13 protein-coding genes are annotated in these 16,341 nt (G+C 73.1%); 10 read left to right on the plus strand and 3 right to left on the minus strand.

Annotation, left to right across the window (positions count from 1 at the left end; all coding sequences use genetic code 11):
- Window positions 1-25 precede the first annotated feature (25 nt).
- Entirely contained in the window at window positions 26-658 is a 633-nt protein-coding gene (locus tag ATL51_RS20245) for a TetR/AcrR family transcriptional regulator (RefSeq protein ID WP_157818464.1), read from the plus strand.
- A 45-nt stretch (window positions 659-703) separates the two neighbouring features.
- On the opposite strand, the gene ATL51_RS20250 is transcribed toward ATL51_RS20245, so the two are convergent.
- Window positions 704-1,879, minus strand: a complete 1,176-nt coding sequence (locus tag ATL51_RS20250) for a cation:proton antiporter (RefSeq protein WP_073577610.1) — start codon at window positions 1,877-1,879, stop codon at window positions 704-706.
- Between the two features lie 16 nt (window positions 1,880-1,895).
- A complete protein-coding gene (locus ATL51_RS20255; protein WP_073577611.1) occupies window positions 1,896-2,378 on the minus strand; it encodes a cation:proton antiporter regulatory subunit in 483 nt (160 codons plus the stop codon).
- Between the two features lie 95 nt (window positions 2,379-2,473).
- Here ATL51_RS20255 and zwf point away from each other — a divergent pair, with 95 nt between their 5' ends.
- Window positions 2,474-3,883, plus strand: a complete 1,410-nt coding sequence (gene zwf, locus ATL51_RS20260; RefSeq protein ID WP_073577612.1) for a glucose-6-phosphate dehydrogenase — start codon at window positions 2,474-2,476, stop codon at window positions 3,881-3,883.
- Window positions 3,880-5,709 carry a glycoside hydrolase family 15 protein gene (locus ATL51_RS20265; RefSeq protein WP_100879587.1) on the plus strand — a complete coding sequence of 610 codons (1,830 nt, stop codon included), beginning with the start codon at window positions 3,880-3,882 and terminating at the stop codon, window positions 5,707-5,709. Before zwf ends, ATL51_RS20265 begins: the two co-directional genes overlap by 4 nt.
- Window positions 5,710-5,719: 10 nt before the next feature.
- Here ATL51_RS20265 and ATL51_RS20270 read toward each other — a convergent pair whose 3' ends face one another.
- On the minus strand, window positions 5,720-6,283 hold the full coding sequence (locus ATL51_RS20270; protein ID WP_073577614.1) for a TetR/AcrR family transcriptional regulator: 564 nt from the start codon (window positions 6,281-6,283) through the stop codon (window positions 5,720-5,722).
- A gap of 113 nt (window positions 6,284-6,396) precedes the next feature.
- Here ATL51_RS20270 and metG point away from each other — a divergent pair, with 113 nt between their 5' ends.
- The 7 genes from metG (at window position 6,397) to ATL51_RS20305 (ending at window position 16,102) form a co-directional block, all read left to right on the plus strand.
- Window positions 6,397-8,187: a methionine--tRNA ligase gene (gene metG / locus ATL51_RS20275; RefSeq protein WP_073577615.1), complete on the plus strand. Its 1,791-nt coding sequence runs from the start codon at window positions 6,397-6,399 to the stop codon at window positions 8,185-8,187.
- Complete coding sequence (locus tag ATL51_RS20280) at window positions 8,184-9,017, plus strand: TatD family hydrolase (RefSeq protein ID WP_073577616.1); 834 nt, start codon at window positions 8,184-8,186, stop codon at window positions 9,015-9,017. The genes metG and ATL51_RS20280 overlap by 4 nt, the downstream gene beginning before the upstream one ends.
- Before the next feature lie 265 nt (window positions 9,018-9,282).
- Window positions 9,283-10,194 carry a resuscitation-promoting factor gene (locus ATL51_RS20285; RefSeq protein ID WP_100879588.1) on the plus strand — a complete coding sequence of 304 codons (912 nt, stop codon included), beginning with the start codon at window positions 9,283-9,285 and terminating at the stop codon, window positions 10,192-10,194.
- A gap of 169 nt (window positions 10,195-10,363) precedes the next feature.
- The gene (gene rsmA, locus ATL51_RS20290) at window positions 10,364-11,236 is read left to right on the plus strand and encodes a 16S rRNA (adenine(1518)-N(6)/adenine(1519)-N(6))-dimethyltransferase RsmA (protein WP_301549266.1); all 873 of its coding nucleotides are present in this window, start codon (window positions 10,364-10,366) and stop codon (window positions 11,234-11,236) included.
- 34 nt (window positions 11,237-11,270) lie between these two features.
- Window positions 11,271-12,791: a DHA2 family efflux MFS transporter permease subunit gene (locus ATL51_RS20295; RefSeq protein ID WP_301549107.1), complete on the plus strand. Its 1,521-nt coding sequence runs from the start codon at window positions 11,271-11,273 to the stop codon at window positions 12,789-12,791.
- A 495-nt stretch (window positions 12,792-13,286) separates the two neighbouring features.
- The gene (locus ATL51_RS20300) at window positions 13,287-14,276 is read left to right on the plus strand and encodes a 4-(cytidine 5'-diphospho)-2-C-methyl-D-erythritol kinase (RefSeq protein WP_073577619.1); all 990 of its coding nucleotides are present in this window, start codon (window positions 13,287-13,289) and stop codon (window positions 14,274-14,276) included.
- Window positions 14,277-14,299: 23 nt separating this feature from the next.
- Window positions 14,300-16,102, plus strand: coding sequence for an ABC-F family ATP-binding cassette domain-containing protein (locus ATL51_RS20305; protein WP_100879590.1), 1,803 nt, complete (start codon window positions 14,300-14,302; stop codon window positions 16,100-16,102).
- The last annotated feature ends 239 nt before the right edge of the window (window positions 16,103-16,341 follow it).

Here is a 16,341-nt window from a genome sequence, read left to right on the forward strand (position 1 = left end):
GGATCGCGGTCCGTACCGTCGTGTGGTGACCGTGGACCCCCCGCTGCGCCGCGACGCCGAACGGAACCGCCGCCGCATCCTCGATGCGGCCGCACAGCAGATCCTGGAGCATGGGCTCGGCGTCGCCCTCGAGGACATCGCCCGTGCCGCCGGGGTCGGTATCGGCACCCTGTACCGGCGCTTCGCCGACCGGGAAGCCCTCGTGGAAGCCCTGTTCGACGCCCACGTCGACGGGGTGGTCGCGCTGGCGGAGCGGGTGCTGGCGGAGGACCGGCACGGCAGATGCGTCGAGCGCTTCGTGACCGCGGTCGCCGAACGTCAGGCCGCGGAGCTCGGCCTGTCGCAGGTCCTGCGTACCGGCCCACACGGAACCGCCCTCGCCGTTCGGGCTCGCGAGCGGATCGGCCCACTCGCCGAGCGACTGCTCGAGCGGGACCGCGCCGACGGCAGCGTCGCGCCCGGCATCGGGGCGGGGGACCTCGTGCTGATCGAGATCATGATCGGTGCGGTGCAACGGGCCGGAGGCCCGCAGGACGACACGACGTGGCGTCGTGCCCTGTCCCTCGTTCTCGGCGGACTGCGGACCGGGGTGGACGGGTCGGGTGCCGCTCCGGACGACGAGGCGATCGACCGGCTGCAGGGCTCAGAGGGTCGCTGAGCCGGCCGGCGAGACACTGGCGCCCCGAATCCGACGCGGCGGCCCTCAGACGGTCGCGGGGGTGCGCGTCGGGATCGCCCGCATGACGGGCTCGACGTAGCGGGCGGCGATCGGGCCGAGCACCGCCATGATCAGCACGTAGGCCGTGGCCAGCGCGGACAGCTCGGCGGGCACGGCGGCGTAGCCGACGGCCAGCCCGGCGATGACGATCGAGAACTCCCCGCGGGCGATCAGCGCGGCCCCGGCGCGGGCCCGGCCCATCCGCCCGATCCGTGCGCGCTTCGCCGCCCACCAGCCCGTCGCGTACTTGGTCGCGGCCGTCGACACGGCGAGCACGAGCGCCCAGCCGAGCACCGGCGGGATGGCCCGCGGGTCGGTCGAGAGGCCGAACACCACGAAGAACACCGCGGCGAACAGGTCCCGCAGCGGCTCCAGCAGCTTCGTCGCGTTCTCCGCGGTCGAGCCGGAGATCGCGATGCCCAGCAGGAACGCGCCCACCGCGGCGGACACCTGCATGGCCTGGGCGAACCCGGCGACCAGCAGCGCGGCGCCGAGCACCTTGAGCAGGAACACCTCGCGGTCGTCGGAGTCGACGACGGCCGAGACGTAGCGGCCGTAGCGCAGGGCCACGACCAGCACCACCGAGATCACCGCGAGCGACACCGCGACCGCACTGATCCCGCCCCACAGCGTCACGCCGAGCAGCAGCGCCGTGAGGATCGGCAGGTAGAGCGCCATCACCAGGTCCTCGAAGACCAGCACCGACAGCACCACCGGCGTCTCCCGGTTGCCGAGCCGGCCCAGGTCCGACAGCACCTTCGCGACGATCCCGGAGGAGGAGATGTAGGTGACCCCGCCCAGCACCATCGCCCCGACCGTGCCCCAACCCAGGATCAGCGCGACGGCGACGCCGGGCGCGGCGTTGAGCACGATGTCGACGATCCCGGCGGTCCACGACCGTTTCAGGCCGGTGACGAGCTCGACCGCGGAGTACTCGAGCCCGAGCAGCAGGAGCAGCAGGACGACGCCGACCTCGCCGGCCAGCGAGGTGAAGTCGCCGATGTCGCCCAGCGGGATGACGCCGCCTGCGCCGAATGCGAGGCCGCCGAGCAGATAGAGCGGGATGGGGGACAGGCCGATCCGCTGGGCGAGCCTGCCGAGCAGGCCGAGCCCGAAGAAGACGGCGCCGAGTTCGAGCAGTTCGAGTGCGGTGTGGTCCACGACTACCGGGGAGGCCTCAGCCGCGCGCGAGGATGTCGGCGGCCTGCTCCAGCTTCTCGGCCGTCCCGACGGCGATCACGATGTCCCCGGCGGCCAGCACGTGGTCCGGCGTCGGTGACGGGATCACCTGGCCCGCGCGCATGATCGCGACCACCGACACCTGGGTGCGGGTGCGCAGCGCGGTGTCGCCGAGCGGGCGGCCGTCGAACGGGCTGTTGAGCTTGATCGGCATCTTGCGGGTGGTGATGCCCGGGAGGTCTGCGTGCTCGTCCTTCAGCTGGTTGACCAGCTGCGGGGCGCCGAGCAGGTTCGCCAGGGCGCCCGCCTCCTCGGTGGTCAGCGGCAGCTCCGCGACGCAGGCGTCCGGGTCGTCGGCACGGGAGAGGATCAGGTCGATCTTCCCGTCGCGGTGCGCGATGACCCCGACCCGGCGGCCGCTGCGCAGCTCGATCTCCTTCCGCACCCCGATCCCGGGCAGCGGCGTCACGTCGACGTTCACCCCCGCAACGGTACGCCGCGCACACCGGCCGTCGGAAACACGCTCGTGACCGGCGCCGCCGAATGACCGGGGCCGCCCGGGGGTAGCCGGGAGTCATGCCTTCGGACCTGCCCCCGCACGTGATCGTGCTGTTCGGCGCCACCGGCGACCTGGCGAAGCGCAAGCTCTTCCCGGGGCTGCTCCACCTGCAGAACGAGGGGCTGCTCCCCGAGGACTTCCGGGTGATCGGGTCCGGCCGGCACTCGCCCGGCTCCGACGAGGAGTTCCGCGACCGCATCCGCGAGGCGCTGTCCGACGACACCGGCTGGGACGACTTCGCGCCGCGCCTGAGCTTCGTCGTCTCCGACGCCGACGACGGCGCCGACCTCGCCGACGCGGTGCAGCGCGCGGAGAAGGACCTCGGCTCCGGCGACGTGCGCCGGCTCGTCTACCTCTCCGTGCCGCCGACCGCGATGACCCCGATGGTCGCGATGCTGGGGGAGACCGGCATCGCCGAGCGCTCCCGGCTGGTGCTGGAGAAGCCGTTCGGCACCGACCTGGAGTCCGCGAAGGAGCTGAACGCGGGCCTGAAGGACGTCTACGACGAGGCCGACATCTTCCGCATCGACCACTTCCTCGGCAAGGAGTCGGTGCAGAACATCCTCGCGCTGCGCTTCGCCAACGGCCTGTTCGAGCCGGTGTGGAACCGGCAGAACATCCGCTACGTGCAGATCGACGTCCCCGAGGAGATCGGGATCGAGGGCCGGGCGTCGTTCATGGAGTCCACCGGCACGTTCCGCGACATGATCTCCACCCACCTGTTCCAGATCCTCGGGTTCGTCGCGCTGGAGCCGCCGTACGAGATCGCGCCGGACGCGCTGCACGCGGAGAAGGCGAAGGTGTTCGGATCGATCCGCCCGCTCGACCCGTCGCGGGTGGTGTTCGGCCAGTACGCCTCCTACCGCGACGAGGAGGGCGTCGCCGACGACTCGGAGTCCGAGACGTTCGTCGCGCTGGAGACCTACGTCGACAACTGGCGCTGGTTCGGCGTCCCGTTCTTCCTGCGCACCGGCAAGGCGATGGGCGCGACCCGGCGCACCGTGACGATCGGCTTCGACGAGCCGGCGCTGACCATGTTCCCGGGCGGGTCGTTCACGGGCGATGCCCACGACGGGCCGCCCACCGAGCTCGTGATCGAGCTGGCCGACCAGGTGTCGGCCGAGCTCGACGTCCGGGCGAAGGTCCCTGGCCCGGAGCTGAAGGTCGGCCGCGGCCGGATGCGGCTGGACCTCGACAGCGTCGGTGACCCCGACGACGCGCTGGAGGCCTACGAGCGGCTGCTCCTGGACGTCATGAAGGGGGACCGCACGCTGTTCACCACGACCGAGGAGGTCGAGCGGCTCTGGGAGCTGTGCGACCCGGTGCTCGCCGACCCGCCGCGGACGCAGACCTACTCCGACGGGTCCTGGGGCCCGCAGGACGCGCTCGACCTGCCCGGCCCGCGCGGCTGGCGGGTGCCGGAGTGAGCCCATCGCGCAGCGAGCGCTACCTCCCGATCGCCGAGCACGGGATCATCGGCGACCTGCGCTCCGCGGCGCTCGTCGGCACCGACGGCACCGTCGACTGGTTCTGCCCGGGCCGGTTCGACGCGCCCAGCGTGTTCGCCTCGCTGCTCGACACCGACCGCGGCGGGCACTGGCGGCTCGCGCCGTGCGTCGACGAGACCGAGCTCGCCAGCCAGCAGCAGTTCTACTACCCCGACTCCAACATCCTCATCACCCGATTCCTCACCGCCGACGGCATCGTCGAGGTGCAGGACCTCATGGTGGTGCTGCGCCCGCACGACCCCGACCACCGCCAGCGGCTCGTCCGCCGGGTGACCGGGGTCCGCGGGTCGGTGCCGATGACCGTCGAGGTGGTCCCGCGACCCGACTACGCCCGGGAGACCCCGAAGGTCGAGAGCGCGGGCGCCGGCATCCGCTTCACCGGCAGCGGCGTCACCCTGGACCTGACGTCGTCGGTGGAGCTGGAGATCACCGACCACGCCGCGGGCGCGGAGTTCCGCACCGCCGAGGGGCGCACCGAGGTGTTCGTGCTGGAGGTGGACGCGACCGGGGAGCCCACCGCCTGCGACGACGCCGCGGAGACCCTGTTCACCGGGACCGTCTCGTTCTGGAAGGACTGGCTGGCGCACTCGTCGTACACCGGGCGGTGGCGTGAGCGTGTGCACCGCTCTGCGCTCACCCTCAAGCTGCTCACCCACGAGCCGACCGGCGCGGTGATCGCGTCGCCGACGATGGGGCTGCCCGAGCAGCTGGGCGGCGAGCGGAACTGGGACTACCGCTACGTCTGGATGCGCGACGCCGCGTTCACCCTCTACGCGCTGCTGCGGCTCGGGTTCACCGAGGAGGCGGGCGCGTTCATCGGCTGGCTGTCGGGCCGGTTCGGGAGCACCCGCGACGGGGACCAGGGCCCGCTGCGCGTCATGTACACGATCGACGGCGACGAGACCCCCGACGAGGTCGAGCTCGACCACCTCGACGGCTACCGCGGCTCGCGCCCGGTGCTGGCCGGGAACGGGGCGTCGGCGCAGCTCCAGCTCGACATCTACGGCGAGATCATCGACTCGGTCTACCTGTACGACAAGTACGGCGACGGCGTCGGCCACGAGGACTGGACGAACCTCTGCACGATCCTCGACTGGCTGCGCGAGCACTGGGACTCCCCGGACGAGGGCATCTGGGAGACCCGTGCGGGCCGCCAGGACCACGTGTTCTCCCGGCTCATGTGCTGGGTCGCGGTCGAGCGGATGATCCGGATGGCGCGCCGGCGCGGCCTGCCCGGCGACGTCGGGGCCTGGACCACCACCCGCGACGAGATCTACCACCAGATCATGGACCGCGGCTGGAACCCCGACGTGGGGCCGCGCGGGTCGTTCGTGCAGCGCTACGGCGCGACCACGCTGGACGCCTCGGTGCTGCTCATGCCGATGGTGAAGTTCTGCGCGCCCACCGAGCCGCGGTTCCTGGCGACCCTGGACGCGATCAACGACGACCTCGTCGTCGACACCCTGGTGTTCCGCTACGACGTCGAGGACTCGCCGGACGGTCTCGACGGCGAGGAGGGCACGTTCTCGATGTGCTCGTTCTGGAACGTCGAGGCGATGACCAGGGCCGGACGCCTGGAACAGGCCCGGATCGCGCTGGAGAAGATGTTCTCCTACGGCAACCACCTGGGCCTCTACGCCGAGGAGATCGGCCTGACCGGGGAGCAGCTGGGCAACTTCCCGCAGGCCTTCACCCACCTGTCGCTGATCAGCTCCGCGATCAACCTGGACCGGGCGCTGGGATGAGGGGGGCCGCTCAGTGTGTGAACAGGCAGGACTCGTAGAGCCGGACCCCGTGCTCCAGGGCCTGCTCCCGGGTGACGGGGCTCTCCGGGTCCAGCCAGGCCAGCACGATCTCACCCATCCCGCCGAGACAGAAGTGACCGGCGACGCGCAGGTCGTCGGGCTCGATCCGGGAGTCGGCGGCGCTACCGACCATGAGCTCGGCGAAGCCGCGGTTGGCGCTGCGCCGGCGCGCGAGCAGCGCAGGACAGCCGACCGCGTCGACCAGCGCCACGACCCGGCGCGGGTCGCGGTCGACGTCGTCGAACCACGCGGTGAGGGCGGCCCTGATCTGGGCGGCCGGGTTCGGGGCCGCCGACTGCACCGCGGCCATCGTGGCGGCGGCACGCTCGTCGACGACGTGGTCGAACACCGCGCACCCGAGCTCCACGCCCGAGGCGAACTCCGCCGCGGCGGAGGCGGGCAGCCCGGCCTGTTCCGCGGCCGAACGGGGGTCGACGGCGGACCAGCCGCCGTCGGCCCACTGCTGCAGGGCCGCGTCGAGGAGGGCCTCGCGGTCCCGTTCACCCCGGTCCATGCGCGCCACTATGGCACCTCTAGGGGGAACGACACCCATCTCCGGGAGCTATCCCCATCTTTGGTGATGTGCCGCCGCGGAACGTGATGGCGACGGTGAATACGCTGGAGGGCATGAGCAAAGCCGTGCTGACCGCCGTGGCGTGGCCCTACGCCAACGGCCCCCGGCACATCGGCCACGTGTCCGGCTTCGGTGTGCCCTCCGACGTCTTCGCCCGGTACCGGCGGATGGCGGGGGACCGGGTGCTGATGGTGTCCGGCACCGACGAGCACGGCACCCCGATCCAGGTCCAGGCCGACGCCGAGGGGCTGACCCCGCGCCAGCTCGCCGACAAGTACAACGGCGTGATCACCGACGACCTGCAGGGTCTCGGGCTGAGCTACGACCTGTTCACCCGGACCACGACGTCGAACCACTACCGCGTCGTGCAGGACATGTTCACCGCGCTGTACAAGAACGGCTACGTCGTCCCGAAGACGCAGCTGGGCGCGATCAGCCCGTCCACCGGCCGCACCCTGCCCGACCGCTACATCGAGGGCACCTGCCCGATCTGCGGCTACGACGGCGCCCGCGGCGACCAGTGCGACAACTGCGGCAACCAGCTCGACCCGGCCGACCTCAAGAACCCGCGCTCGCGGATCAACGGGGAGACGCCGAAGTTCGTCGAGACCGAGCACTTCTTCCTCGACCTGCCCGCCTTCTCCGAGGCGCTCGGCAGCTGGCTGTCGACCCGCACCGACTGGCGCCCCAACGTGCTCAAGTTCTCCGCCAACCTGGTGGAGAACCTCAAGCCGCGCGCCATCACCCGCGACCTGGAGTGGGGCGTGCCCGTCCCGCTCGACGTCTGGTCGGACAACCCGCTCAAGAAGATCTACGTCTGGTTCGACGCCGTCATCGGCTACCTGTCCGCCTCGGTGGAGTGGGCCCGCCGCGGCCCGGACCCGGACGCGTGGAAGCAGTGGTGGACCGACCCGGCCGCCGAGGCCTTCTACTTCATGGGCAAGGACAACATCACCTTCCACTCGGTGATGTGGCCGGCGATCCTGCTCGGGCAGAACGGCGCGGGCGACCGCGGCGGCGAGCCCGGGCCGTACGGGACGCTCGACCTGCCCAGCGAGGTCGTGTCCTCGGAGTACCTGACTATGAGCGGGTCGAAGTTCTCGACCAGCCGCGGCACCGTCATCTACGTCGGCGACTTCCTGCGCGAGTTCGGGCCGGACGCGCTGCGCTACCACATCGCCGTCGCCGGGCCGGAGAACCAGGACGTCGACTTCACCTGGGACGAGTTCGTCCGCCGGGTGAACTTCGAGCTGGCCAACGAGTGGGGCAACCTGGTCAACCGGTCCATCTCGATGGCCCACAAGAACGTGGGCGCGGTCCCCACGCCGACGGCGCCGCAGCAGGCCGACGCCGAGCTGCTCGCGTACTCGCGGGCCGGGTTCGACACCGTCGGCGGGCTGCTCGCGCGGAACCGGTTCAAGCAGGCCGCGGGTGAGGCGATGCGCGTGGTCACCGCCGCGAACCGGTACCTGTCCGACCAGGAGCCGTGGAAGCGCAAGGACGACCCGGAGCGCCGGGACACGATCCTGCACACCGCGCTGCAGGTCGTGCAGGACGCCAACACCCTGCTGACCCCGTTCCTGCCGCACGCGGCGCAGAAGGTGCACGAGGCGCTCGGCGGCACCGGGGTGTGGGCCGCGCAGCCGGAGAAGACGACCGTCGACGACCTCGGCGACGGCCCCGCCTACCCGGTCCTCACCGGCGACTACGCCGCCGAGCAGGCCCACTGGGGGTCGACGCCGATCGAGGTGGGGCGCCCGCTGGCCAAGCCGTCGCCGATCATCGCCAAGCTCGCGCCCGAGCTGGGGGAGACCGGGCCGGAGTGGGCCCCGGTCCGGAAGTGAGCGGACACGGCCGCCGGCCGCGTCCCGAGCCGCCGGAGCCGCTCGCCGCGCCGACGATCGACAGCCACACCCACCTCGACGCGTGCGGCTGCGAGACCGACGCCGACGTCGTCGCCGCGATGGACCGGGCGGCGGCGGTCGGCGTCGTCGGCGCGGTCACCATCGCCGACGACCTCGACGGCGCGCGGTTCGCCGTCCGCGCCGCGCACGCCGACGACCGGGTGTGGGCGGCCGTCGCGCTGCACCCCACCCGGACGGCACGGGTACCGGCCGCCGACCTCGCCGAGATCGAGCGGCTGGCCGTCGACGACCGCGTCGTGTCGATCGGCGAGACCGGCCTGGACTACTACTGGGACCACAGCCCGCCCGCCGCGCAGCAGGATGCGTTCCGCTGGCACATCGGGCTGGCCAAGCGCACCGGCAAGCCGCTGATGATCCACGACCGGGACGCCCACGACGATGTCCTGCGCATCCTCCGCGAGGAGGGCGCCCCGGACACCGTGGTCTTCCACTGCTTCTCCGGCGACGCCGCGATGGCCCGGGAATGCGCCGACGCCGGGTACGTCCTGTCCTTCGCCGGGCCCGTCACCTTCAAGAACAACCACGAGCTGCGGGCCGCCGCGGCACTGGTGCCCGCCGGGCAGTACCTCGTGGAGACCGACGCGCCGTTCCTCACCCCGCACCCGCACCGCGGCCGGGCCAACGAGCCCTACGTGCTGCCGTGGACCGTGCGGGGGATCGCCGCGACCCGCGGGGAGTCCGAGGCCCTGGTCGCCGAGACGGCCCGCCGCAACGCCGAACGGATCTTCCGGCTGCGCACAACCGATTGACGCCGTCCGCCGTGACGAATGGCGGGGTTGTCGTCACTCACCGTCGATCACAGTCCGCTCGTCGCCACGCGCGCGTCGGAAACGCTGCGCCGGGTCACGGTCCGCTAACGTCCCTCGTCGTACCCGCCGGGACGGGGTCGCTCCCCCGACCCGCGGGACGACGACCGGTCCGCTCCCCAGCGACGGTTCCGCTCCCCGGCACCGCGCCGGTCGTCGTTCCCGCAGGTCATGGCCCCTCCCCGGACAGCCGAGCCCCCGGGAAGTCATGTCTTCGCGTCACGCCGCACCGCTCGCCGACGACGAGCTCACGCGACCGCTCCCCGTCATCGCGCCCGCCGGTCTCGCCGGCGACGAGGCCGGGTACGTCACCTACGAGGGCCGTCACCGCACCGCCGGTGCCCGCTCCCGGGCCGGGGTCCGAACGGCCGCTGCGGCCGCGCTGTTCTCGGTCCCGACCGGCGGCCTCGCCGCCGCGGTGCTCACCGCCCCGGCCGAGCAGCCCGCTCAGGAGCTCCGGGCCGGGCTCGCCGCGAACGCCACCGACCTCGGCACGGCGTCGATGAACCTCGACCGGCCCTCCTCGCCCGCGTCGTTCGCCCCGGTCGCCGCCCCGACCACCGGCTCGGACATCGTGAACGCCCAGATCGTCGAGTCGCAGAAGCTCCCGGCGCCGGAGCAGGAGGTGCAGGACCCGTCGCTCGACGAGGGCACCCGCACCGTCGTCGACCCGGGCCGTGAGGGCGCCCGCAGCATCATCTGGCGGGTCACCTACGACCAGGGCCGCGAGATCGCCCGCGAGCGCGTCGGCGCCGGTCAGGACACCCCTGCCATGCCGCGCGTGGTCAAGGTCGGCACCAAGAAGAAGGTCGAGGAGACCGTCGAGAAGGCCGCCGCGAATGCGAAGTCCTCGGCGCCCGCGGTCTCGAACGGCGGGACCTGGGACAAGCTGGCCAAGTGCGAGTCCGGCGGCAACTGGGCGATCAACACCGGCAACGGCTACCAGGGCGGGCTGCAGTTCAACAAGCAGACCTGGCAGGCCTACGGCGGCGGGCAGTACGCCCCGACCGCGGACCAGGCCTCCCGCGAGGAGCAGATCGCGGTCGCGGAGAAGGTCAAGGACGACCGCGGCGGCTACAGCGCCTGGCCGTCCTGCTCCTCCAAGCTCGGCCTGAGCTGATCCCGCACGCACCCCGCCCGGGGTGCCCGGCGAGAATGGTGCCGTGAGCGACCACGGGACCGACGGCGGCCGGAGCCGGAGCATCGACGCCGACGCCGACGCCGACGCCGACGGCGACGGCGACGGCGACGGCGACGGCGACCGGAGCCGGACCACCGCCACCGCCCGCCTGCTGGGCCCGGCCGACGTCCGGGTGCTGGCCGAGCGGCTCGGTCTGCGCCCCACCAAGAAGCTCGGCCAGAACTTCGTCCACGACGCCAACACCGTCCGCCGGATCGTGAAGTCGGCCGGCGTCGACGGCGACGACGTCGTCCTCGAGGTCGGCCCCGGTCTCGGCTCGCTCACCCTGGCGCTGCTGCCGGTCGCGGCCCGGGTGCACGTCGTCGAGATCGACCCGGTGCTGGCCGGGCTGCTCCCCGACACCGTCGCCGAGCGCGCCCCCGAGCTGGCCGGTCGCCTCACCGTGACCGGGGCCGACGCCATGCGGGTCGGCGCGGACCGGCTCGCGGCCGACGCCGGGCCCGGTGCGGCGCCGCCCACCGCGATCGTCGCGAACCTGCCCTACAACGTCGCGGTGCCGGTGATCCTGCATCTGCTCGCCGAGCTGCCGTCGCTGCGGACCGGGCTGGTCATGGTGCAGGCCGAGGTCGCCGACCGGCTCGCCGCCGGACCCGGCTCGCGCGAGTACGGCGCCCCCAGCGCCAAGCTCGCCTGGTACGCCGCCGCCCGCCGGGCCGGGCCGGTGCCGCGCGCGGTGTTCTGGCCGGTCCCCGGCGTCGACTCCGGGCTGCTGGCCTTCACCCGGCACGACCCGCCCGCCGACGCCGACCGGGCGGCGACCTTCGCGGTCGTCGACGCGGCCTTCGCCCAGCGCCGCAAGGTGCTGCGGGGAGCGCTGTCGGGCTGGGCCGGCTCGGCCGCGGCGGCCGAACAGGCCCTGCGCGCCGCGGGGGTCGACCCCACCGCCCGCGCCGAGACCCTGGCGGTGTCCGACTTCGCCCGGATCGCCCGGAACCGCCCGGCGGGGCCCCCTCCCGCCTGACCGGACCGTGCCGGGGGCGGCGCATGATGGCGTGGTGACGCGGTCGAGGGAACAGGTGGTCAGCGCCGACGGGACGAACCCGTGGCCCGCGTTGTGGGCGCTGGTGATCGGGTTCTTCATGATCCTGGTCGACGCCACCATCGTCACCGTCGCGACGCCGGCGCTGTTGACGTCGCTGGACGCCGACGTCAACTCCGTGGTCTGGGTGACCAGCGCCTATCTGCTCGCCTACGTCGTCCCGCTGCTGGTCACGGGGCGGCTGGGGGACCGGTTCGGGCCCAAGCGCGTCTACCTCTGCGGGCTCGCCGTGTTCACGCTGGCGTCGCTGTGGTGCGGGCTCACGACGACCGTCGGCGCCCTGATCGTCGCGCGGGTCGCCCAGGGTTTCGGCGCCGCGATGATGACGCCGCAGACCATGGCCGTCATCACCCGGACCTTCCCGGCCGCCCAGCGCGGACGCGCGATGAGCCTGTGGGGCGCCGTCGCCGGCATCGCGACGCTCACCGGGCCGATCGTCGGCGGGCTCCTCGTCGGCGGCCTCGGCTGGGAGTGGATCTTCTTCGTGAACGTCCCGGTCGGGGTGATCGCCTTCGTCGCCGCCTGGCGGCTGGTGCCCTCGCTCGAGACCTCGCGCCGCCGGTTCGACGTCGTCGGTGTGGTGCTGTCCGCCGCGGGCATGTTCCTGCTGGTCTTCGGTATCCAGGAGGGCCAGAAGTTCGGCTGGAGTGCCGGGATCTGGGCGCTGATCGGCAGCGGCGTCGTCGTGCTGGTCGCGTTCGTGTGGTGGCAGCGGGTCACCACCAGCGAGCCGCTGGTCACGCTGCGCCTGTTCCGGGACCGCAACTTCTCGCTGGCCAACATCGCGATCTGCACCGTCGGCTTCGCGATCACCGCGCAGGGCTTCCCGCTGATGATCTACGCGCAGAGCGTGCGCGGCTTCACCCCGACCCAGGCCGCGCTGCTGCTCGCGCCACTGGCGATCTTCTCCGGCGCGCTCGCGCCGTACACCGGTCGGCTGACCGACCGCGTCCACCCGCGACTGATCGGCGGTTTCGGGATGTCGACGTTCGTCATCGCGCTGGCCTGGCTGGCGTGGGTGATGGGCCCGGACACCCCGGTCTGGCAGCTGCTGCTGCCGCTCACCCTGCTCGGCATCTCCAACTCCTGCGTCTGGGCGCCGATCTCCACCAGCGCCACCCGTAACCTGCCGATGGACCAGGCCGGATCCGGGTCGGGTGTCTACAACACGACCCGTCAGGTCGGCGCGGTGCTCGGCAGTGCGGGCATCGCGGTGCTCATGGAGTCGCGGATCGCCGCGCTCGTCCCGGGCGCGTCGGCGATCGGCGGCTCCCCGGAGGTCGCCGCGACCGGCGGCCCGCTGCCCGAGGTGCTCCGTGTCCCCTTCGCGACGGCGATGGCCCAGTCGATGCTGCTGCCCGCGGCCGTGCTGGTGATCGGGTTCGTGGCCGTCGCCTGCTTCGCGACGCCGCGCCACCTGGTCGAGCGCCGCGCGGCCGCGGAGCGCACCGGCTCCGCGGAGTCACTCACCCGGTAGCTCCTCCTCCGGGAGCGGACGCCTCCTCCGGGAGCGGGCGTCGGCGGTGGGCCGGCTGATCGGTCAGGCGGCGGTCCGCACCGGGCGGTCGCGGATGCCTGGTGTGCGAATTCGCTTATCCGGTAAGCGAATTCGCCGGAGAGACGGTATCGGTGGGGACGATCCCGGTGTCGACGGTGGGAGATCGGGCGGTGTCGGGTGGGGGCGGTGTCAGGTGGGGCGGGCCGTGGCGGTCCCACCGGCAGCGTGATCCTGCCCATCGGCCCGCGCAGGGTGCCGGTTCTCCGAATTTCGCTTACCGGGTAAGCGAATTCGTTGGGAGACGGGTGCCCGTGACCGGCCTGGTCGCCCTGCCGCGTCACCCGGTGCCGCGCCGCAAAGGACGGGTCGGCCGAGGTCGGATCGGTCGGGGTCGGATCGGCCGGACCGGTGAGCCCGGCCACCCCGGATGCCGGGCGGCGGCGGCCCGTCCCGTGCTGCCCGTAGGGTTGAGCGGTGCTGTCCGCCGTGCCGCGACCGGTCACCGTCCGGGTTCCCGCGAAGATCAACCTGCACCTCGCCGTGGGCGGGGTGCGGCCGGACGGCTTCCACGACCTCGTCACGGTGTTCCACGCCGTCAGCCTGTTCGACGAGATCTCGGTCGAGCAGGCGCAGGAGCCCGCGCTGGAGGTGCACGGCGACGGCGTCGCCGAGGTGCCGCTGGACGCCACCAACCTGGCCTGGCGAGCGGTCGAGCTGCTCGCGGAGAAGGCCGGGCGCGCCCCGGACGTGCGGGTGACCCTGCGCAAGGGCATTCCGGTCGCGGGCGGCATGGCGGGCGGCTCCGCGGACGCGGCGGGCACACTCGTCGCGCTGTCGTCGCTGTGGCGGCTGGAGCTGGGCCGCGACGAGCTGGCCGAGCTGGCCGCCGAGCTCGGATCGGACGTCACGTTCGGCCTGCACGGCGGCACCGCGCTCGGCACCGGCCGCGGCGAGAAGATCATCCCCGTGCTCGCCCGGCACCGGCTGCACTGGGTGATCGCGCTGGCCCGCGGCGGGCTGTCCACACCGGCGGTGTTCTCCGAGCTGGACCGGCTGCGCGGCGACGGCCCGATCGCCGAGCGGCCGGTCGAGCCCGTCCTGGAGGCACTGTCCTCCGGGGACCCGCGGCGGCTCGCGCTCAACCTGGGCAACGACCTGCAGGTGGCCGCCGTCTCGATGGCCCCGGACCTGCGCCGCACCCTGCGGGCCGGGGTCAACTCCGGCGCGCTCGCCGGGCTGGTGTCCGGGTCCGGGCCGACCTGCGCGTTCCTGTGCGCCGACGCCGACTCGGCCGTCGAGGTCGCGACCGAGCTCGCCGGCATGGGGGTGTGCCGGACGGTGCGGGTTGCCCACGGCCCGGCCGGCGGCGCCCGCATCGTCGACACCTCCGAGACCGGCGGCGACCACCCCCCCGACCGCGGCGGTCCCTCGAGCTCCGGCTCGTGGCCCCCGGTCCGTGCCTGACCTTCCCGACGGTGGAGACGTAGTTGCCCGAGAACCTGCTCAACCTGGAGAACGTCACCGCGCACGTGCCCGGTGACGCCAGCCGTGTCCTGCTCGACGGCGTCTCGCTCGGTGTCGAGCGCGGCGACCGGATCGGCGTCGTCGGCCTCAACGGCGGCGGGAAGTCGACCCTGCTCGACGTGATCACCGGCGACCGGCCCGTCGAGGGCGGCCGGGTCAGCCGCCTCGGGGGCCTGCGGATGGCGCACCTGGTGCAGCACGACCGCTTCCCGGCCGGATCGACGGTGCGCGACATCGTCCTCGCCGACTACGGCGCCGACCACGAGTGGGCCGCCGACGCCCGGGTCCGCGACGTCCTCGACGGGCTCGCCATCTCCGACATCGAGCGGCCCACCGACGGCCTGTCCGGCGGCGAGAAGCGCCGGGTCGCGCTCGCCGCGGCGCTGATCGGGGAGCTCGACCTCGTCGTCCTCGACGAGCCCACCAACCACCTCGACGTCGAGGGCATCGGCTGGCTCGCGACGCACCTGACGGCGCGGCGGATCGCACTCGTCGTCGTCACCCACGACCGCTGGTTCCTCGACACCGTCTGCACCCGGACCTGGGAGGTCGCGAACGGGCGCGTCGAGTCCTACACCGGTGGCTACGCCGACTGGGTCTACGCCCGCGCCGAGCGCGGCAGGCAGGCCGACGCCGCCGAGCAGCGCCGCCGCAACCTGGCCCGCAAGGAGCTGGCCTGGCTGCGCCGCGGCCCGCCCGCCCGGACCTCGAAGCCCCGCTACCGGATCGAGGCCGCGGAGGCCCTGATCGCCGACGTGCCTGCGCCGCGCGACACCGTCGAGCTGATGGCGTTCGCGACCAACCGGCTCGGGCGCACCGTGCTGGAGCTGGAGGACGCGACCGTCTCCGTCGCCGGGCGCACCCTGCTCGACGACGTGACCTGGCGGCTCGGCCCGGGCGACCGGGTCGGCATCGTCGGGGTCAACGGCTCCGGCAAGACGACGCTGCTGCGTGCCCTGTCCGGGGAACGCGCGCTCGACTCGGGCCGGCGTGTCCAGGGCAGCACCGTGAAGATGGCGCAGCTGTCGCAGGAGCTCGTCGACCTGCCCGCCGAGATGCGCGTGCTGGAGGCCACCGAGGCCGTCGCCAAGTACGTGCGGTTCGGCAAGCAGGAGATGACCGCGTCGCAGGTACTGGAGCGGCTCGGGTTCCCCGCGGCCCGCCAATGGACCCCGGTCGGACGCCTGTCCGGTGGCGAGCGACGGCGGTTGCAGCTGACCCGGCTGCTGATGGACGAGCCCAACGTCCTGCTGCTCGACGAGCCCACCAACGACCTGGACGTCGACACCCTCGCCGGGCTGGAGGACCTCCTCGACGGCTGGCCGGGCACCCTGGTGGTCGTCAGCCACGACCGTTACCTCACCGAGCGGGTCTGCGACCAGGTCGTCGCCCTGTTCGGCGACGGACACCTCACCCACCTGCCCGGCGGGATCGGCGAGTACCTGACCCGCCGTGCCGCCACCGGCCACGGCCCCGCCGGAGCCGCACCGACTGCGCCGGTACCGGCCGGTGCGCCCGTCGCACAGGCGGCCGGGCCGAAGGCGAGCGCCGCGGAGCAGCGGGCCGCCCGCAAGGACGCCCAGCGCCTGGAACGACGGATGGGGCAGCTCACCGCGCAGGAGGAGAAGCTGCACGCCCGGCTCGCCGAGGCCGCCACCGAGCCCGGCCGGCTGATGGAGCTGGACCGGGAGCTGAAGGCCGTCGTCGCCGAGCGCGAGAGCGTCGAGCTGGAGTGGTTCGAGGCCGCCGAGCGCGCCGAGGGATGAGGGGTCTCTCCTACCCAGGTAGGAGAGACCCCGGGTAAGAAATCAGTAGTTCGACCGATCCGCGGCCCCCGGGTGCGCGGATACCGTCGTACTCGCGTCACGGCGGGCTGGGGAGCCTCGCCGGGGCGCGGGGGGAGAGACGGGCCGGTTCCGTCGCCACAGTCGGGGGGTGGCGACGGGACCGGGCTCGTGGCGGTGAGTCCGCCGCCCGCGGCTGTCACCGCGATGCGGGCCGAGCA

The organism is Pseudonocardia alni, assembly GCF_002813375.1.
GTDB lineage: Bacteria > Actinomycetota > Actinomycetes > Mycobacteriales > Pseudonocardiaceae > Pseudonocardia > Pseudonocardia alni.

Excerpts from the sequence above, each read along its gene's own strand:
- zwf (WP_073577612.1), top strand. The coding sequence starts at position 2,474 with ATGCCTTCGGACCTGCCCCCGCACGTGATCGTGCTGTTCGGCGCCACC.
- ATL51_RS20270 (WP_073577614.1), bottom strand. The coding sequence starts at position 6,283 with ATGGACCGGGGTGAACGGGACCGCGAGGCCCTCCTCGACGCGGCCCTG.
- metG (WP_073577615.1), top strand. The coding sequence starts at position 6,397 with ATGAGCAAAGCCGTGCTGACCGCCGTGGCGTGGCCCTACGCCAACGGC.
- ATL51_RS20285 (WP_100879588.1), top strand. The coding sequence starts at position 9,283 with ATGTCTTCGCGTCACGCCGCACCGCTCGCCGACGACGAGCTCACGCGA.